Source organism: Janthinobacterium aestuarii (assembly GCF_051380835.1).
Lineage (GTDB): Bacteria > Pseudomonadota > Gammaproteobacteria > Burkholderiales > Burkholderiaceae_D > Janthinobacterium > Janthinobacterium aestuarii.
Genome location: NZ_JBNYXU010000014.1, coordinates 22,991 through 39,863, shown reverse-complemented (window position 1 = coordinate 39,863; position 16,873 = coordinate 22,991). Strand labels below are relative to the sequence as shown.

Below are 16,873 nucleotides of genomic sequence, written 5' to 3'. Positions count from 1 at the left end.
CGGCGGTGGGGGAACTAGCCATGCGATGCTCCTGTTCTGGGATGTGTATCAAGCATGTGAATCAAGCGTGTGGGCCAAACGTGTGAATCAAGCTCGCCGCAGGACGCGGCCCAGCCAGCCTTGGCGCGCCGTGCTGGCCGCGCTTCCGGCCAGGCTGGCGGCGAATTCCTGCAGCGAGCGGGTGATCGGGCTGGCTTTGTCGAGCTGCAAAATCGGCATGCCCTGGTTGACGGAGGCGGCCGCCGAGGCGTAGTGATTGGGCACCGTGCGGTAGACGGCCGTGCCATACGCCGCTTCCAGGTCGCGCAGGCGGATTTCGCCGCCCTTGTCGTGGCGGTTGACGATGATGTGCACCTTTTCCTTCGCGTATTCGAGCGAGCGGAACATGCCCAGCAGGCGCTTGCCGTCGCGGATGTACGGCAAGGTCGCCTGCAGCACGGGAAAGATCATGTCCGCGTGGTCCAGCGCGCGCACGCTGACGGCGTCGAGGTTGCGGCCCACGTCGAGCACGATGAAGTCGTACTGGCGCCTGGCTTGCCGGATGATGGCGTCGATGTGTTCGGGCGCCACTTCGCTGGCGTGGGCCGGATCCTCGGGCGCGGCCAGCACGCTGTAGTTGGGCAGGATGTGCAGCATGCTCGACCCCAGGAACGAGGAGTCGAGCCGGTGGATGTCGCGCGTGACGTCGGACAGGGTGGCCAGCGGCTTGTTCTCGGAAACGAAGAGCGAGGCGTCGCCAAAATGCAGGTTCATGTCGATCAGGGCGACGCGCTGCTGGCCGCCGGCGGCCAGCGCATAACCGAGGTTGCTGGCGATGAAGGTGGCGCCGCTGCCGCCCTTGCAGGAAATGAAGGCCAGCACCTTGCCGTTGCCATGCTCGCGCCGCTCCAGCTTTTCCTCGATGCGTTCGAGCGCCGCATGCAGGCTGGCCGGCGCGGCGGGAAACGGCAGCACGTCGCGCACGCCCGCGCGCATGGCCTGCAGCAGGAATTCCGGCGCCTGCTGGTGGCACAGCACGATGAAGGCCGTGCGCGGATGCAGGTTGCTGAGGCGCTCGATGGCGGCCAGGTCGGCGCCGTCGTTCGACGGACGGTCGAAGATCAGCACATCCGGCAGCGATTGCGCGGCCTGCAGCGCCTCAAACGTTTCGCCGCCCGCGCTGATCTCGTCGAGCCGGTTGCGGCTGCGCAGCAGCCGCCCCAGTTCGGACAGCGTTTTTTCATCCCGGGAATTGATGGCGATTTTCACGATATGCCTTGCTGATTCTGTGGTGACGGTGCCAGGCTCACGGGCGCGCCCCGACGCCAATGGTCAGGGCGGCCGCTTGCGGCGCGGGCGCGGCAAAGCTTTTCTGGTATGCCGCGTGGGCGGCCTGCGCGGCCTTGCCGTCGATGCCGGCCACGGGGTCGCGGTTCGCGCCCGCCTGCGGCGCCAGCACCTGGCGCGCGCGCAACTGCGCGACGCTGTGGCCGAACTGGCGGTCCAGGTTCGGCGTGGCGGCGCAGCCGCTGGCGGCCAGGGCGGCCAGCAGCACGGGGAGGGAAAGGGAATGCTGCATGGTATGCTCCTATTGAATGTCCGGGCTGGCCGGCGCTGTCTGCGTGGCCGCTTCCTGCCGTGGACGTGGGGCGGCGGCGCCTTCCATTTTTCCTTGCAAGAAGAACTCGCCGCGGCTCGGTGCCACATAGGCGTCGGTCGGCAACACGATATCGGTGCCTTCCGCGGTATCGAGCGGCTTGACCAGGTGCGGCGTGATGATGAATACCAGCTCGGTGCGGTCGGTCTGGAAATCGCTGCTGCGGAACAGCGCGCCCAGCACGGGAATCTCGCCCAGGAAGGGCAAGGCCTTGATATTGGTCGTCACATTGTTCTTGATCAAGCCGCCAACGGCAAAACTCTGGCCATCGAACAGCTGCACCGTCGTGGTGGTGCGCCGCGTGGTAAAGGCCGGCAGCACCGCATTGGCGGCGGCGCCCCCACCCGTGGTGATGCCGATGCCTTCGCGGTTCAGCTCCGACACTTCCGGCGCCACCTTCAGGTTGATGCGTCCCCCTTCCAGCACGGTGGGCGTGAACTTGACGGCAATGCCGAATTCCTTTTCCTCGAGCGTGATCTTGTTGGTCGTGCTGTCTTGCGCGACCGGAATGAAAATCTTGCCGCCCGCCAGGAAACTGGCTTCCTGGCCGCTGATGGCCATGATGTTCGGTTCGGCCAGCACCTTGACGAGGCCGTCGCGCTTTTGCGCATCGAGCGTCAGGCCGTTGCCATTCTTGCCGTGCACGGCGCCCAGCTGGCTGGGGTTGCCGCTAAGCAGGTTCGACAGCAAGCCGTAGCTCCAGTTGCCGCGCGTGCCGCTGAGGCCCACGCTGGCACCGAGCTGGTCGACGAGGGTCTTCGACACTTCGGCGATCTTCACTTCCAGCATCACCTGTTGCGGCGCCGCGATCGACAGCATATTGATGACTTTGACGGCGCCGCCCGCACTCGCGGCGCCATCGGCCGCTGCGGCCGGTGCGGCCGGCTCGCCCACGCCGCGCTGCGCATAGGCTTGCGCCATCTCGAGGATCTGGCTGGCCTTGACGCCGTCGCTCACCTGTCCCGACAGCACGATGCTGCCGCCGGCCGCGCCAACTTTCACGGCACGCTCGCCAGGGAAGACATAGGCGAGCTGCGCCTGCAAGCCTTCGACGTCGATCTCGACTTCAATATCGACGATCACGGGGCGCTGCTGCCGGTCCCACAAGATCAGGTTGGTGCTGCCCGGGGTCAGGCCCCAGACGAACAGCTGGCTGGACGAGCCCAGCATCCTGGCGCCGGCCACGCGCGCATCGTTGACGGCGATCTGCGACACCGGCAAGCTCAGCTTGCGCAAGGTGGACTTGCCCACAGCGATGCGCACGGGCGCGCCCAGGCGGGCGATATCGGCGCCCAGCGACATGGCCGGCGCCGCGACGGGCGACATGACGGCCTGCCTGGCCGGCGTCGCCGCGCTGACGCCCGCTGGCCAGGCCATGCCTGCGGCCAGCGCCAGGCGCATGCCCGCACTCGCGGCGTGCTTACGAAATATATTCATCGGTCATCCTTGCTTGCCTGCTGATTGTTAAAATTGCTGGACGCTCGTATCCATGCCCTTGACGACGGTGACGCTGTCGCGCGCGGCGGCGCGTGCCGGGGCCGCCTGGCGCCGCGCCGCGCGTACGGGCGCGGCCGCCGGCGTCGGCGCCTTCAGTTCCAGCAACGACTCCTTGGTGGCGCCGCCCGTGTTGACGGGGTCCGGATCGACCTGGTTGCGCAGCACCAGCGACAGGCTGCCCACGCTGCGCGCCAGGTCCAGCTTTTCCACCTGCTCCGGCGTCAGTTCCAGGGTCACGGCGTTGACCACCTTGGGCTTGTTGTCGTCGCGGCCGGACTCCTGCGCCACGGCCAGCACGAGGATGCGTTCAAGCACGATCTTGGAAATGGCCAGCGGCGCGCCGCCCGCCGGCCTGGCGCGGTCATCCTGCGTATGCACGAGAATGTCGACGAAATTGCCCGGCAGGGCGAAGCCGGCCACGCCCACCACGTCATTGACGCGCACGGTCATGGCGCGCTTGCCGGCCGCCACGATGGCCGACAGGCCGCCCGTGGCGCCGGGCGGCGCGAGCTTGCTTTCCAGCATGGGCTCACCTCGGCCGACGGCGCTGCGCGTGATGCGCCCGTCCAGCGCGCCGGCCTCGCCGAACGCTCCCGGCGGCAAGGCGCCGGCCGGCCAGTCCATGCCGCGCAGCATGGCCTGGGTCACCTTCGCGCCCACGCCGATATCGACCAGCGCGACCATCACCGTCTGGCTGGCCGGCGCGCCCTGCCCCGACATCCAGCGCGCGGCCGCCAGCACGGCGGCCCCCGCCATCAGCAACGCCAGCAGCAGCACGATCACAACGCGGCTATTTCTCATTATTTTTCCTCTTGATCAAGCGTGGGGTTCCGGACGGGTGCGTCATGCATGGCCGCCGGCCGCCAGGGCCAGCCAGATGGCGGTGCCTGCGGCAATGGCGATCGCGTACGGCAAGCTGCCACCGGGCGCGGCGGGCGCATCAAGCTGCGGCGCCTCGCCCGCCGCGGCGCGCAGCCAACCTTGCAGCAGCAATTGGCGGGCATTGGCCAGCGCCTGGCGCAGCGTGCCCTGATACACGGCGACGGCCAGCGCCAGCACGCCGCCGGCAAGCAGGCTGCACAGCACGGCAAACACGGTGGCGCGCGGACCGAGAAAAGCCCCCACCATCGCCATCAGCTTGACGTCGCCCGCGCCCAGCGCCTTCATCGCATGCATGGGCAACAGCAAGCCCAGGCCGACGGCCAGGCCGCCCAGCGCCAGCCACGGTCCGGCCGTCGTTACCCCGGGCAAGGCCAGGCTGTTGAGCAGCACGCCCAGCACGGCGCCGGAAAACACGAGCCGGTTGGGAATGCGCCGGCGGCGCACGTCATGCCAGACAGCCACAGCAAGCAGCCCCCACAAGACTATGGCGGGGCTGAACGTCCAGAAAGAATGAGGGTCCATCGTGTACCTGATGCAAGCCGAGCGCAGGACAGCATGCGCATCGTTGGGCGGGAGGTCGGCAGGCCGGGCCGGATCGGCAGCCGGCCTGTCGGGGTGCAGCGCGGTGGGCCGGCGTTTTAGATCGCCGCGCCCGTCAGCTTGGTGCCGATCGCCTTGAAGGCGCCATCGAGGCCGGTGGTGAAATAGCCGACGGCCGTTACCAGCGCCGCAGCCACCAGCGCAGCGATCAGCGCATATTCGATCGCAGTCACGCCGTCTTCTTCGGCGATAAATTTTTTAATGCAATTCATATTATTCCCTTTCAGGTCAAGTTTCAAACATGATAAAAACTGAAAATACAGTCTGAAAATAAAAACATCATCCTTGTTTTTATTTTCCAATTTCTGATGCATGTATTTTATATAAACAAACATCAGATCGAATCAGAGAAAAGTCATTTTATGCGCAGTACAAATCATCTTAATTTTTTATTCACATCCAGTACATATGTACCGTCATTCCGCGTGGATGAGCTCGGCCAGCCGGTTGCGGGTGGCGTACACATATAATTCCAGGCGGTTGGTGACATCGAGCTTGCTGTAGATCGATGTCAGATGATTACGCAAGGTTTGCTCCGAGATAAAAGCGCGCTGGGCTATCGCACGGTTTAGCGCACCATTTCCCTCCACCATCATGGCAACGATCTTGCGCTCCTTCAGCGTCAGCCTGGCGATCCGCTGCTCTTCCGGATCGGGCGCCGCTTCCGGCTTGTTCAGTACGCCCAGCATGCTGTCGAGCAGCGCCGGATCCAGGCACAACTCGCCCTGATGCAGGCGGACGATGGCGTCGACCATCTGCTTGACGGGCGTTTCCTTGCCCAGCACCGCGCGCGCGCCGCTGCGCACGGCGCGCGCGCATGCGGCCTGATCCTGCGTGCCGCTGAACAGCAAGGCCCGCGACACGCCATTGCCGAGCAGCTGCGGCAGATAGTCGATGGCGCAGGCGCCGCTGCAGCCCAGGTCGGCGTCGAGCACGATGACATCGGGACACAGGGTCCGCGCCAGCAACAGCGCGCTGTCGATCTCGGTGGAGCTGGCTACCACCTGCATCGCCGGCTGGGCACCGGCGAGCAGCTGCTCCAGGCCCCACAGCCAGGTCTTGTGGTCCGACACCAGCATGACGCGGATGACATTTTTTGTTGACATGCTTTACCTCTTTACTTGAAGCCCACTCCCCTCGGGGAAATGCTGTTGATCCGAATCGGCTTGCCTGCCTCGCCCGCGCGCGCCTTCCGCGGCTGCGCGCAGGGGAAAGAAGTCATGGGGGCACGAAGGAAGAGGCACCGGGCCGGCACGCGCAAACGCGGTGCGTGGCCCAGGCCACCGGCCGCCGCATGGCGGGCGTGTGCCGATGGATGGGCAGCGTGGCCGGGGCGGACGCGGCGCGGGCGCGCCATCGCTGCTGCCACCGCTGCTGTTGCTTACATTGCAGCATTTTTGTTGCATCACCTTGCAAAACAAGTCCTTGCCTGCACGCAGGACAATCCTGACACCAGGCCTGTTTTCATACCCGCGCATATTACTCCCGGCCTTATCGGGACAGGGCCGGTACAATTGAAATATGGCGATTAATTGTAATTATCTTGACCTGCAATAATTTAAATGGCGGCCACGCCCTTGAAAATCGATATAGAATAATCGCCAGTCAAATGGCGCATTGCCATCCGCCCGACATTCGTCATCGCGAAACTTTACCGGATTATTCCCATGCGTTTAAAACAGGCCGATTCCCGCATATTCCGCAAGCACGGCGGACAAGGCGGCGCCACCTTGCTTGAATTGGCCCTGATAACGCCGGTCTTTGTCATGCTGATAATCGGCATCATCGAATTGAGCATGGCTTATTTTGCCAATATGACCATGCAGCACGCGGTGCGCGAAGGTGCCCGTTATGCCGTCACGGGGGCAAAAGACCTCGACCCCGACAGCGCCAACCAGCAGCGCTACCAGGCCGTGATACAGAAGATCAGGGACAGTTCCATGGGCATGTATGACAAGGTGAGCCCCGTGATCGCCGTCAACGGCAGCGATGCCGTCGGCGCCGCCATGTTCGGCCAGGCCGGCGATATCGTCGTCATTTCCGTCGATTGCCGCTGGGCGTTTGCCACGCCGATGATCAGGGCCCTGTTCCGCGATGGCCAGGCGCATTTCGTCGTGGCCGCCACCATGCGCAATGAAAGCTTTGCCGGCCTGTGATGCGCGGCTACTTTCCTGCGCGCGCCGCGCGCGGCATCGCCGCCGTGGAATTTGCCATCGTGCTGCCGCTGCTGGCGCTGCTGCTGTTCATGGTGGTCGATCTGTCGCGCGCCATCCAGGCCAAGACCATCTTGCTCAACATCAGCCGCGAAGGCGCCAACCTGGCTTCGCGCTCCACGTCCGACCTGAGCGGCTCGAGCCAGGCCATCATGAATGCGCTGGCCGCCAGCACGCCGCCGCTGGACATGAAGCAGCGCGGCATGATCTACATCACCAAAATCATGGGCTACACGGCCAAGAGCGGCATGCGCAACATCGTGCTGGAACAGTACCGCTGGGATGCGGGCGCGAACGCCAGCGGCTATCTGCCCGCCAGCCAGGTGTGGCAATGCGGCAGCTGGAGCAATGGCGCGTGCACGGGCATCGCCAAGGACGACTATGCCCCCACGGTGCCGTTAATGCGGGGCCAGCTGGCCGACGGCGAACTGATCTACGCCGTGGAAACTTTCTACCATTTCGACATGCTGTTCGGCACCTTGAAATTTGGCAACAGCACGACGCCCGTGCTGGGCCCCAACCTCACTTCGATGACGGTATTCTGATGCGCATTCCACACAAGCGGCAAGACGGGCAAGTGCTGATCATGGTGGTGCTGTCGGCCGTCGTCCTGGTCGCCTCGGTGGGCCTGGCCGTCGATTCGGCCCTCGGCTACTTCGTCAAGGCCAAGCTCAACGCGGCCGTCGACTCGGCCAGCCTGGCGGCGGCGCGCGGCGTCACGGCGGGCAGCTCGGAAGAGGAACAGCGGATCAATGCGCGCCAGTCCGCAAAGGAGTTTTTCGACATCAATTATCCGGACCAGTTCCTGCTCTCGACGCCGACCCTCAATCCCGTCGGCGTCACGTTCGACAAGGGCACCGCCACCATCGACGTCTCGGCCACCGCCTCCCTGCCCGTCTCGCTGATGGGCATACTCGGTTTCAAGACCCTGAACGTGGCCGCCAGCGCGCAAACCATCCGCAAGGACCTGGACATGGTACTGGTGATGGATACGTCCGGTTCGCTGGCAAGCAATGCCGACGCCGTGCGGGCGGCGGGCAAGTCCTTCCTGGACAAATTCAACTCCACGGTCGACCGGGTCGGCTTGCTGCACTTCGCTTCGGAAGCGCAGATCGATGTCCCGATCAAGCAGGTCGAGCGCGGTTTCGACCGCGCCAGCATGACCATGAAAGGTGGAAAGATCGATCAATTCGCCTTTGTCGGCGGCACCAATTCTTCCGCAGGCATGTACCAGGCACGCAAGCAGCTCAATGACATCGGACAGGTCAACCGCTCCAGCCTGCGCGTCATCGTGTTTTTTTCCGACGGCTCGCCTGCGGCATTTTCCTCGTACTTCCCCAATACGGGCGGCAAATGCAAGACGGCGGGCGCGCTGGCCACCTTTACGGCTTTGCAAAGCCCCGCGCTGGTCGGTCTGTACAAGATGGCAGTGAGCGACACGCGCCAGACCGGCGACTGCGATGCCATGCAGATCACGGCGCTTCCTCCGTGGTACAACGCGAATAACGCGTACGCCAAAGCCAACGACGCGGCGCTGCGCGAATTTCCCATCGTCACAAACACACCGCGCGTCGTGACCTCGTCCATCGCCTCGGCGCAGGTGCAATGGACGAATGTGCACCGCGCCTCGCGCAACCTGGTCGAGGCGATGGCGGCCAAAGCGCGCCAGGAAGGCATTTACGTCTTTACCCTGGGTATGGGCACCTCGCTGAAAAGCAAGGAAGGACCGGACAACGAACTGGGCGAAGACTTGCTGCGCTGCCTGGCCAATACCACCGATGCGAAAGCGGCTTGCCGCAAGCCGGCCGAACCCGTGGGCCTGTACTGCTATGCGGCCACCGACAGCGACCTGAGCCCCTGTTTCACGCGGCTTGCCTCGGCCATCCTGCGCATTTCCAAATAAGGCCCGGCCAGCTCCTAGAAGGCAAAGCAGCTGCAGCCCAGGGTGCCCCAGAAGCCGGAAAAATCGCTGATCGGCACGGCCGACTTGCGCGCCCGGTCGTGAGCGTGGGCGTGCACGCCGCAGGCGCCCGCGCACTGGTGCGGCATGGCGGCTTGCGCCTGCTTCGCCACGGGCCGGTAATGGCCGGGCACCGTGCGCACGGGCGACCACTCGGGCAGCACGGGAATCGGCGGCGGCGCCAGGGTCGAAAATCGCCCCTGGCCGTAGACGACCTTGCCGCCCACCATGGTCAGCACCGATTCGATGGACTTGATCGCCTCTTCCGGCACCGTGAAATAATCGGCTGACAGCACGGACAGGTCGGCCAGCATGCCCTCGCGGATGCGCCCCTTCTTGCCTTGCTCGCTGGAGAACCAGGCACTGCCCGCCGTCCACAGTTCCAGCGCCGTGTCGCGCGACAATCTGCCCGCCGCATCCGTCAGCGCCAGACCGCCCACGGTGCGGCCCGACACCAGCCAGTACAGCGCCGTCCACGGGTTGTAGCTGGCGACCCGGGTCGCATCCGTGCCGCCGCCCACGGGCACGCCCGCGTCGAGCATGCGCTGCACGGGCGGCGTGGCCTTCGCCGCGTCCGCGCCGTAACGCTCGACAAAATACTCGCCCTGGAAGGCCATGCGGTGCTGGATGGCCAGGCCGCCGCCCAGCGCCTTGACCCGGTCGATGTTTTTCGGGCTGATGGTTTCCGCATGGTCGAACAGCCAGTGCAGGCCGCCGAACGGCGTGTCGCGGTTGACCTTTTCAAACACGTCGAGCATGCGGCTGATCGATTCGTCATAGGTGGCGTGCAGGCGGAACGGCCAGCGCTGCTCGACCAGGTGGCGCACGACCTTTTCCAGTTCGTCCTCCATGCCGGCCGCCAGCTCGGGACGCGGTTCGAGGAAATCCTCGAAGTCGGCGGCGGAAAACACCAGCATTTCACCGGCGCCGTTATGCCGGTAAAAGTCCGTGCCGTCACCGGGCTTGATCATGCCCGTCCACTTCTGGAAGTCCTGCAGTTCCGCGCCCTTGTTTTGCGTGAACAGGTTGTAGGCGATGCGGATGGTCAGCTGTTCTTTTTGCGCCAGCTCGTCGACGACGGCGTAATCCTCGGGATAATTCTGGAAGCCGCCGCCCGCGTCGATGGCGCTGGTCAGGCCCAGGCGATTGAGTTCGCGCATGAACTGGCGCGTGGAATTGACTTGCAATTCGCGCGGCAGGGTTGGACCCTTGGCCAGGGTCGCATATAAAATCATGGCGTTCGGACGGGCGATCAGCATGCCGGTGGGGTTGCCGGCAGCGTCGCGCACGATTTCGCCGCCGGGCGGGTTCGGCGTATTTTTATCGTAGCCGACCACGCGCAGGGCGGCGCGGTTCAGCAGGGCGCGGTCGTACAGGTGCAGGATGAAGACGGGCGTGTCGGGTGCGGCCGCGTTGATTTCATCGAGTGTCGGCATGCGCTTTTCCGCGAACTGGAATTCCGTCCAGCCGCCCACCACGCGCACCCATTGCGGATTCGGCGTGCGCAAGGCCTGTTCTTTCAACATGCGCAGTGCGTCGGCCAGCGACGGCACGCCTTCCCAGCGCAATTCCAGGTTGTAGTTCAAGCCGCCGCGGATCAGGTGCAGGTGCGAGTCGTTCAAGCCGGGAATCACCGTGCGGCCAGCCAGGTCGATCACCTGCGTGGCGGGGCCGCGATGGCGCATCACGTCTTCCACGTCGCCCACGGCGAGAAATTTGCCATCGGCGATGGCGACGGCGGACGCCAGCGGCTGCGTCCTGTCGACCGTGTGGAAACGGCCGTTGAGCAAGATGGTGTGTGCGTGCATGGGAACTCCCGAATCAGGTAAAAACACGGCACCGCAGTGGATGGCGGCGCCGGCGTCAGTGAAAAATCAATGGCCTTCGCTGGCGTTGAACATGGACTTGGCGTAGATCAGGCCCAGGCCATAGCCGCCGCCGTGCGCCACGGCAGTCGCCACCGTCTCGTTGTAGGTCTCGCCGCGGGCCCAGTCGCGCTGCAGCTCCAGCAAGTATTGCACGGACGTCATCGGCTGCGCGCCCGCCTGTATCATGCGCTGCATCGCCATCGCATGGGCTTCGTCGGAGACGTCGCCGCTGGCGTCGGCAATCACGTACACTTCAAAACCCTGTTCCAGCGCCGACAGCGCGGGGCCCACGATGCAGACGGAGGTCCACAGGCCGGCCAGCACGATCTTGCCCTTGCCGTAGCCATTCACCTTGTCGGCGATGCGCGCATCTTCCCAGGTATTCATGCTGGTGCGGTCGATCGGCGCCTGATCCGGGAAGACGGACTGGATTTCGTCGAAGATCGGGCCGGAGAACGATTTCGCGGCCACCGTCGTCAAAATCGTCGGCACCTTGAATTCCGCCGCCGCCTTGGCCACCAGGGCCGCATTGTTGCGCAGCAGGGCCAGGTCGATGGAGCGGGTGGCAAAGGCCATCTGCGACTGGTGGTCGATCATGATCAGGGCATGATCGTTCGGGGTCAGCAGTTTTTGGGCGGCTTGGGCGGTGGCGATAGGCATGATGTTTTCCTTAGTGAAAATAATTGAATATAAAAAAACGGATGTCGTTATACGGTGCTGCTGCTCCTGCCCTTGCGTCACGCTGCGTGTGCCGGGCCAGTGCTGTGCAGTATGGACGAGATACTTTGAAAACAAAAACGGAAAGAATGCCAAGCTATATGCAATTTTTTCGATAATAAAAAATGGTCGCGACAGCAGCCTGTCCTCAAGGAGAAAACATGGGATTTGAATTCAGGATCACGGCCAGCCTGACGCCAGAGCAGCGCCAGCACATCGCGCAGCTGCTGGCGGCACGGCCGCAGGCGCCAGGAGCCATGCCCGATACCGACGCTAGGCTGACGGAGGCTGGCCTGTATATCTGCCAGTACCTGCACCCGGAGCCGTGGCACGGCCTGGAAGCCCTGCGCGCCTGGTTTGATACGCAAGGTGTGCGCTACACCGTCGACGAAATTGACAACTAAACGCCTTTTCTTTACTTGCGACATTGCAAACCCGAAACAAAACAGGCGCATTTTTGCCAGGCTGTTATACTTCGCGGGTGCGGCACATATGACCAGTCCCCTTGCCGCTGTCTTTCGACCCCTAATCTGATTGCCTGCGACTGGCGCCCCACGATGGCGACAGGCCGATCTCACAATAAAGTTACCATGTCCTTTTCCTCCCTCGGATTGTCCGACGCTATCGTACGTGCCGTTACCGAACACGGCTACACCGTGCCGACCCCGATTCAGTCGCAGGCGATTCCCGCCGTGCTGGCTGGCGGCGACTTGCTGGCCGGCGCACAAACCGGTACCGGCAAGACGGCCGGCTTCACCCTGCCCGTGCTGCACCGCCTGTCGACGGACGCCAATGGCGCATCCATCACCAGCAACACCTCGACGCGCCCGATCCGCGCCCTGATCCTGGCCCCGACGCGCGAACTCGCCGCGCAGGTCGAGGAAAGCGTGCGCGCCTACAGCAAGTACACCAAATTGAACTCGACCGTGATCTTCGGCGGCGTCGGCATCAACCCGCAAATCAAGCAGCTCAAGCATGGCGTCGACATCCTCGTCGCCACGCCGGGCCGCCTGCTGGACCACATGGGCCAGGGCACGGTTGACCTGTCGAAAGTGGAAATCCTGATTCTCGACGAAGCCGACCGCATGCTGGACATGGGCTTCATCCGCGACATCAAGAAAGTGCTGGCAGTACTGCCGCCAAAACGCCAGAACCTGCTGTTCTCGGCCACGTTCTCGGAAGAGATCAAGGCCCTGGCCGACGGCTTGCTGAACAAGCCAGCCATGATCGAAGTGGCGCGCCGCAATTCGACAGTGGAAGTGATCAAGCAAAAGATCCATCCGGTCGACCGCGACAAGAAGCATCCGATGCTGTCCTACCTGATCAAGTCGAACAACTGGACGCAAGTGCTGGTCTTTACGCGCACCAAGCATGGCGCGAATAAACTGGTCGAACAGCTGGGCGCGGACGGTATCGGCGCCCTGGCCATCCACGGCAACAAGAGCCAGTCGGCCCGCACGCGCGCGCTGTCCGAGTTCAAGGATGGCACCTTGCAAGTGCTGGTCGCCACCGACATCGCCGCGCGCGGTATCGACATCGACCAGTTGCCGCACGTCGTCAACTACGACTTGCCGAACATTCCGGAAGACTATGTGCACCGTATCGGCCGCACGGGCCGTGCCGGCGCCAAGGGCGAAGCCGTGTCGCTGGTCTGTGTGGATGAGCACGAAATGTTGAAAGACATCGAAAAGCTGATCAAGCAAACCCTGCCGCGCGAAGTCATCGAAGGCTTCGAGCCCGACCTGAACGCCCGCGCCCAGCCTGTGCAATTGCGCAGCGGCACCGGCGGTCACCGCAACAACAGCCGCGCCCCAGCGGGCGCCGTCGTGCGCGTGAAAACCGGCGGCAGCGGCGCCAAGCCACGCAGCGCCGGCCCATCGGGCGGCGGTGGCGGCGGCAACCGTTCGGGCAATGCGCCGCGTTCGGCAGCTAATCACCGCTCCGGCGGCCGCGGCCGTTAAAACGCAGCCTTAAAGCTACTGCGCGGGGCGCTATTGCGTTTGCGTTGCTCGCCGTACTCCTGTACGGCTGCGCTACTCGACGCAATATCACTCCCGCTCGCTACGCTTTCAGGCGGCGTTTGTCTTTATCAAAAGACGATAAAAACCGTTCCAGAACTTGTTTCTGGAACGGTTTTTTCATGCCCGCCACCAATTGCCGATTTGGGCTAGGATAGTGTCCATTGCCCTCACCTGCGTGCCGCCATGCCGAACTTCGCTGCCAACCTCAGCATGATGTTTACCGAACTGCCCTTCCTCGACCGCTTTGCCGCCGCCAGGGAAGCGGGCTTCGATGCCGTCGAATTCCTGTTTCCCTATGCCGTCGAGACGCGGCAGATTGCCACGCTGCTGGAGCGCCACCATCTGCAGCTGGCCCTCTTCAACTTCCCGCCCGGCGACTGGGAACGCGGCGAGCGGGGCATTGCCTGCGACCCGCGCCGGGGCGAGGAATTCCGCAGCAACGTGCAGCTGGCGCTCAACTATGCGCTGGAACTCGGGGCGAAGCAGCTGCACTGCATGTCCGGCATCGTGCCGCCCGGCATGAGCCTGGAGCGGGCGCGGCAAAGCCTGATCGGCAACCTGCAATTTGCGGCCGACGCCTGCCGTCCGCATGGCATCAATGTGCTGATCGAGCCGATCAACCACCACGACATGCCCGGTTACTTTCTGAACCATAGCCAGCAGGCGGCCGACATCATCGCCGACTGCCAGCGCAGCAATATTTTCCTGCAATACGACATTTATCACATGCAGCGCATGGAAGGCGAACTGAGCAACACCATCCGCGCCATGCTGCCCCTGATCCGCCACATCCAGATCGCCGATACGCCGGGCCGCCACGAACCGGGCACGGGCGAGATCAATTACCGCCACGTGTTCAAGCTGCTGGACCAGGTCGGCTACGCAGGCTGGGTCGGCTGCGAATACCGTCCCGCCAGCGACACCGTTGCCGGACTGGGCTGGCGCGGGCAATTGACGGGCGCCTGATCGCAGCCTGCTTGCGCCCGCACAAGGCGGGTAGCGCGGGCCGGCACGACAATACCTTTCCATACAGTATTTCCTGTGAGAGGTGACGTGTTTGCCCTGCCCGCCCGCCATCGCCGCGCCCTTTATCTTTGCATCCACCTCTGCCTGGCTGCCATGCTGTGCGGCTGCGCCACCGCGCGCCCCGAACTGGCGCAAGTGCGCGCCCTGGCGGCCGGCACCGATGCCTTGACCGCCTTCAGCGAACTGTCGCAGCGCCACGTCGACAGCTACCAGCGCGCCCGCCCCTATCTGTCGCCGGCCGAAGACGCGCGCGAACGCCTGCTCGATGCGCAGCGCCGCGCCGCGCAGGCGGACGCCGCACGCCTGGCGCAAGCCGTGCGCCTGTACCTGCAGGCGCTGGGCCGGCTGGCCGATGCCGACGCGTATGACGTGCGGCCGGAACTGGCGGGCGCCGGCGCCGCCATCCGCGCCTGGCCGGACAGCGGCATCGACGACCGCCATGTCAGCGCCTATACCCAGTTGCTGCAGCAACTGTCGCGCCTGAGCGGCGCGGCCAGCCAGCAGGCGCACCTGGCGCAAGTGCTGCACGATGGCGACGCGCCGCTGCAAGCCTTGCTGGCCGCGCTCGACAGCTTGCTGGCGCTGTACGACAAAAGCGGCGACAACGAGCGCGACATGGTGCTCGGCCTGCTCGACGTGGAAATCGCGTATGCGGACACGCCGCAACAGCGCCTGCTGGCCGTGCTGGCGAAAAACATGCAGCAAAACAAAACCGAGGAATACCGCCTGGCTGGCTTGCGCCACACCCTGGCGCGCCGGCAACTGGCGGCACTGGGGCGCGAACATGCCCAGCTCGCCGCCGCCCTCACCACCACTACGGAGGCAAGATGGACGGATCGGTAGGCAGGAGCAGCAACAGCGAACGCCGCGAAGCGGCCCTCAGCAGCGCCATGCGCGTCGAGCAATTGGCCGACAGCCTGTCGCAGGCGGCCGTCACCCTGCACGGCGCCGTCATGCGCGCCATCCGCAAGCGCGCCAGCCAGGGCGCCGACGGCATCAGCCACAGCCAGGCGCAAGCCGTCTTCGCCCTGGAAGTGGCCTTGCGCCAGCAAGCCAACCAGCTGTATGCCGATGCCGCCGGGCACACGGTGGCAGGGCTGGAGACGGCGCAGCGCCAGCTCAGCGGCCTGCTCGACACGGTGCGCCTGCGCATCGCCCGCAACGACGACGTGCGGCACTGGATCAGCCTGGCGACGAGCTTGTTGCACCTGGGCAGCGCCGTGCTCGCCGGCAACCCCGAACGCATCCTCAGCACCCTGGGCAAGGTGCGTGAGCGCCTGCAAGAGATGGCGCCGGAATGATTGAAATCGGCCGGCGAGCGCCTATACTGGGACGTCCCCGCCAGACAATCGTGCCTGCGGGACGATGACCAGAGGAGACCAACATGCGTATCGAACCGTATTTGCAATTCAATGGAAACTGCGCGCAAGCGCTCGAATACTACCGCCAGCACCTGCATGGCACGGACCTGTGCCTGATGCCGTTTCGGGGCACCCCGGGCCAGGAGCAAGTCAAGGAAGACTGGTATGACAAGATCATGCACGGCTCCGTGCAACTGGGCCCCACCATGCTGATGGGCTCGGACGGCGGCTGCACCGAGGATGGCGCCAAGGGCATGCACGGCAGCTCGATCTGCCTGACCGTCGATACACCGGAAGAGGCGGAACGGGCCTACGCCGCGCTGGCGCGTGACGGCACCATCCAGATGCCCATGGAAGAAACGTTCTGGGCCAAGCGCTTCGGCATGCTGAAAGACCAGTTCGGCGTTGCCTGGATGGTCAACTGCCTGAAAGAGCCAGCATAGAACGGCCGCTGCCAGCCTGCGCCGTGTCAAACGCGGCGCGGGTGGTAGCGCAAGCAGAGCCGCCAATCTTGGACTACCATGATGGAAGTAACCTCTACCGGGTGATGGCCATGAATGGATTGCCGCAAGACCAGTTGCAGCGCCTGCAGGGCGTGCTGGAGCAACGCAAGCTGGCGTTGCTGGAACAGATCGAGAACGAAGCGGCCGAAGCGGACGCGCGCGCCTCCTTGCTCAATGAAATCGAAGCCTCGCCGGCCGACAACGCCAGCGTGCGCACCTTGAACGCCCTCGTCAGCGAAGCGGCCGAACACAAGCTGGCGCAACTGGCCATCATCAAGCACGCGCTGGCCAAGTTTGCCGATGGCAGCTACGGCCAGTGCGACAACTGCGGCGAAGCCATCGGCCTGTCGCGCCTGAACGCCCGCCCCGAAGCACGGCTGTGCATCGATTGCCAGACGCGGCTGGAAAAAGCCCGGCGCCCGGTACCATAACGGCTGCATGACTGCGCAACAACAAAGGGCAAGGCATCGCTGCCCTGCCCCCTGTTTTCCAGCGTGACTGCCATGTTGCCTGACGTCCTCCACCAGCGTCTATGCGCCGGCTGGGTGGACGGGTCTCCTCTACTGCCATTGCCCCTTTGCAAGCTGTA

19 protein-coding genes are annotated in these 16,873 nt (G+C 64.3%); 10 read left to right on the top strand and 9 right to left on the bottom strand.

What is annotated here, in order from left to right; genetic code table 11:
- Positions 1 to 87: 87 nt before the first annotated feature.
- From ACQ4WO_RS27270 to ACQ4WO_RS27240, 7 genes are all read right to left on the bottom strand, one after another.
- Positions 88 to 1,248 carry a CpaE/TadZ family protein gene (locus ACQ4WO_RS27270; protein WP_436484027.1) on the bottom strand — a complete coding sequence of 387 codons (1,161 nt, stop codon included), beginning with the start codon at positions 1,246 to 1,248 and terminating at the stop codon, positions 88 to 90.
- A gap of 37 nt (positions 1,249 to 1,285) precedes the next feature.
- Complete coding sequence (locus ACQ4WO_RS27265) at positions 1,286 to 1,558, bottom strand: pilus assembly protein (RefSeq protein WP_436484026.1); 273 nt, start codon at positions 1,556 to 1,558, stop codon at positions 1,286 to 1,288.
- Between the two features lie 9 nt (positions 1,559 to 1,567).
- Entirely contained in the window at positions 1,568 to 3,073 is a 1,506-nt protein-coding gene (locus ACQ4WO_RS27260; RefSeq protein WP_436484025.1) for a type II and III secretion system protein family protein, read from the bottom strand.
- Between the two features lie 27 nt (positions 3,074 to 3,100).
- Entirely contained in the window at positions 3,101 to 3,934 is an 834-nt protein-coding gene (cpaB, locus tag ACQ4WO_RS27255; RefSeq protein ID WP_436484024.1) for a Flp pilus assembly protein CpaB, read from the bottom strand.
- 42 nt (positions 3,935 to 3,976) lie between these two features.
- Positions 3,977 to 4,537: an A24 family peptidase gene (locus ACQ4WO_RS27250; protein ID WP_436484023.1), complete on the bottom strand. Its 561-nt coding sequence runs from the start codon at positions 4,535 to 4,537 to the stop codon at positions 3,977 to 3,979.
- 116 nt (positions 4,538 to 4,653) lie between these two features.
- Positions 4,654 to 4,827, bottom strand: coding sequence for a Flp family type IVb pilin (locus ACQ4WO_RS27245; RefSeq protein WP_436484022.1), 174 nt, complete (start codon positions 4,825 to 4,827; stop codon positions 4,654 to 4,656).
- A gap of 204 nt (positions 4,828 to 5,031) precedes the next feature.
- Complete coding sequence (locus ACQ4WO_RS27240) at positions 5,032 to 5,721, bottom strand: LuxR C-terminal-related transcriptional regulator (protein WP_436484021.1); 690 nt, start codon at positions 5,719 to 5,721, stop codon at positions 5,032 to 5,034.
- 561 nt (positions 5,722 to 6,282) lie between these two features.
- Here ACQ4WO_RS27240 and ACQ4WO_RS27235 point away from each other — a divergent pair.
- Genes ACQ4WO_RS27235 through ACQ4WO_RS27225 form a run of 3 tightly spaced genes read left to right on the top strand, consistent with a single transcriptional unit; the run spans position 6,283 to position 8,731 of the window.
- Complete coding sequence (locus ACQ4WO_RS27235; RefSeq protein WP_436484020.1) at positions 6,283 to 6,771, top strand: TadE/TadG family type IV pilus assembly protein; 489 nt, start codon at positions 6,283 to 6,285, stop codon at positions 6,769 to 6,771.
- Positions 6,771 to 7,373, top strand: coding sequence for a TadE/TadG family type IV pilus assembly protein (locus tag ACQ4WO_RS27230; protein WP_436484019.1), 603 nt, complete (start codon positions 6,771 to 6,773; stop codon positions 7,371 to 7,373). The genes ACQ4WO_RS27235 and ACQ4WO_RS27230 overlap by 1 nt, the downstream gene beginning before the upstream one ends.
- Positions 7,373 to 8,731 (top strand): vWA domain-containing protein, encoded by a 1,359-nt coding sequence (locus tag ACQ4WO_RS27225; protein ID WP_436484018.1) that lies wholly within the window; start codon positions 7,373 to 7,375, stop codon positions 8,729 to 8,731. Before ACQ4WO_RS27230 ends, ACQ4WO_RS27225 begins: the two co-directional genes overlap by 1 nt.
- Positions 8,732 to 8,745: 14 nt before the next feature.
- Here ACQ4WO_RS27225 and ACQ4WO_RS27220 read toward each other — a convergent pair whose 3' ends face one another.
- Together ACQ4WO_RS27220 and ACQ4WO_RS27215 are read right to left on the bottom strand one after the other, a co-directional pair.
- Positions 8,746 to 10,596, bottom strand: coding sequence for an amidohydrolase (locus ACQ4WO_RS27220; protein WP_436484017.1), 1,851 nt, complete (start codon positions 10,594 to 10,596; stop codon positions 8,746 to 8,748).
- Between the two features lie 66 nt (positions 10,597 to 10,662).
- Entirely contained in the window at positions 10,663 to 11,316 is a 654-nt protein-coding gene (locus ACQ4WO_RS27215; RefSeq protein WP_128139989.1) for a hydrolase, read from the bottom strand.
- A gap of 218 nt (positions 11,317 to 11,534) precedes the next feature.
- On the opposite strand from ACQ4WO_RS27215, the gene ACQ4WO_RS27210 reads away from it, so the two are divergent.
- The 7 genes from ACQ4WO_RS27210 (at position 11,535) to ACQ4WO_RS27180 (ending at position 16,715) form a co-directional block, all read left to right on the top strand.
- Complete coding sequence (locus tag ACQ4WO_RS27210) at positions 11,535 to 11,777, top strand: hypothetical protein (RefSeq protein WP_436484016.1); 243 nt, start codon at positions 11,535 to 11,537, stop codon at positions 11,775 to 11,777.
- Positions 11,778 to 11,963: 186 nt separating this feature from the next.
- Positions 11,964 to 13,334 carry a DEAD/DEAH box helicase gene (locus ACQ4WO_RS27205; RefSeq protein WP_046682460.1) on the top strand — a complete coding sequence of 457 codons (1,371 nt, stop codon included), beginning with the start codon at positions 11,964 to 11,966 and terminating at the stop codon, positions 13,332 to 13,334.
- Between the two features lie 243 nt (positions 13,335 to 13,577).
- Positions 13,578 to 14,360: a 2-oxo-tetronate isomerase gene (otnI, locus tag ACQ4WO_RS27200; protein ID WP_436484015.1), complete on the top strand. Its 783-nt coding sequence runs from the start codon at positions 13,578 to 13,580 to the stop codon at positions 14,358 to 14,360.
- Positions 14,361 to 14,513: 153 nt separating this feature from the next.
- Entirely contained in the window at positions 14,514 to 15,263 is a 750-nt protein-coding gene (locus tag ACQ4WO_RS27195) for a hypothetical protein (protein WP_436484014.1), read from the top strand.
- On the top strand, positions 15,248 to 15,721 hold the full coding sequence (locus tag ACQ4WO_RS27190; RefSeq protein WP_051992001.1) for a hypothetical protein: 474 nt from the start codon (positions 15,248 to 15,250) through the stop codon (positions 15,719 to 15,721). The genes ACQ4WO_RS27195 and ACQ4WO_RS27190 overlap by 16 nt, the downstream gene beginning before the upstream one ends.
- Positions 15,722 to 15,804: 83 nt before the next feature.
- Positions 15,805 to 16,224 (top strand): VOC family protein, encoded by a 420-nt coding sequence (locus ACQ4WO_RS27185; RefSeq protein ID WP_436484013.1) that lies wholly within the window; start codon positions 15,805 to 15,807, stop codon positions 16,222 to 16,224.
- Positions 16,225 to 16,334: 110 nt separating this feature from the next.
- Positions 16,335 to 16,715, top strand: a complete 381-nt coding sequence (locus ACQ4WO_RS27180; protein ID WP_436484012.1) for a TraR/DksA family transcriptional regulator — start codon at positions 16,335 to 16,337, stop codon at positions 16,713 to 16,715.
- The last annotated feature ends 158 nt before the right edge of the window (positions 16,716 to 16,873 follow it).

Excerpts from the sequence above, each read along its gene's own strand:
- ACQ4WO_RS27265 (WP_436484026.1), bottom strand. The coding sequence starts at position 1,558 with ATGCAGCATTCCCTTTCCCTCCCCGTGCTGCTGGCCGCCCTGGCCGCC.
- ACQ4WO_RS27180 (WP_436484012.1), top strand. The coding sequence starts at position 16,335 with ATGAATGGATTGCCGCAAGACCAGTTGCAGCGCCTGCAGGGCGTGCTG.
- ACQ4WO_RS27195 (WP_436484014.1), top strand. The coding sequence starts at position 14,514 with ATGCTGTGCGGCTGCGCCACCGCGCGCCCCGAACTGGCGCAAGTGCGC.
- ACQ4WO_RS27245 (WP_436484022.1), bottom strand. The coding sequence starts at position 4,827 with ATGAATTGCATTAAAAAATTTATCGCCGAAGAAGACGGCGTGACTGCG.
- ACQ4WO_RS27225 (WP_436484018.1), top strand. The coding sequence starts at position 7,373 with ATGCGCATTCCACACAAGCGGCAAGACGGGCAAGTGCTGATCATGGTG.
- ACQ4WO_RS27240 (WP_436484021.1), bottom strand. The coding sequence starts at position 5,721 with ATGTCAACAAAAAATGTCATCCGCGTCATGCTGGTGTCGGACCACAAG.
- ACQ4WO_RS27260 (WP_436484025.1), bottom strand. The coding sequence starts at position 3,073 with ATGAATATATTTCGTAAGCACGCCGCGAGTGCGGGCATGCGCCTGGCG.
- ACQ4WO_RS27250 (WP_436484023.1), bottom strand. The coding sequence starts at position 4,537 with ATGGACCCTCATTCTTTCTGGACGTTCAGCCCCGCCATAGTCTTGTGG.
- ACQ4WO_RS27205 (WP_046682460.1), top strand. The coding sequence starts at position 11,964 with ATGTCCTTTTCCTCCCTCGGATTGTCCGACGCTATCGTACGTGCCGTT.
- ACQ4WO_RS27185 (WP_436484013.1), top strand. The coding sequence starts at position 15,805 with ATGCGTATCGAACCGTATTTGCAATTCAATGGAAACTGCGCGCAAGCG.
- ACQ4WO_RS27190 (WP_051992001.1), top strand. The coding sequence starts at position 15,248 with ATGGACGGATCGGTAGGCAGGAGCAGCAACAGCGAACGCCGCGAAGCG.
- ACQ4WO_RS27230 (WP_436484019.1), top strand. The coding sequence starts at position 6,771 with ATGCGCGGCTACTTTCCTGCGCGCGCCGCGCGCGGCATCGCCGCCGTG.
- ACQ4WO_RS27220 (WP_436484017.1), bottom strand. The coding sequence starts at position 10,596 with ATGCACGCACACACCATCTTGCTCAACGGCCGTTTCCACACGGTCGAC.
- ACQ4WO_RS27235 (WP_436484020.1), top strand. The coding sequence starts at position 6,283 with ATGCGTTTAAAACAGGCCGATTCCCGCATATTCCGCAAGCACGGCGGA.
- cpaB (WP_436484024.1), bottom strand. The coding sequence starts at position 3,934 with ATGAGAAATAGCCGCGTTGTGATCGTGCTGCTGCTGGCGTTGCTGATG.
- ACQ4WO_RS27215 (WP_128139989.1), bottom strand. The coding sequence starts at position 11,316 with ATGCCTATCGCCACCGCCCAAGCCGCCCAAAAACTGCTGACCCCGAAC.
- ACQ4WO_RS27210 (WP_436484016.1), top strand. The coding sequence starts at position 11,535 with ATGGGATTTGAATTCAGGATCACGGCCAGCCTGACGCCAGAGCAGCGC.
- otnI (WP_436484015.1), top strand. The coding sequence starts at position 13,578 with ATGCCGAACTTCGCTGCCAACCTCAGCATGATGTTTACCGAACTGCCC.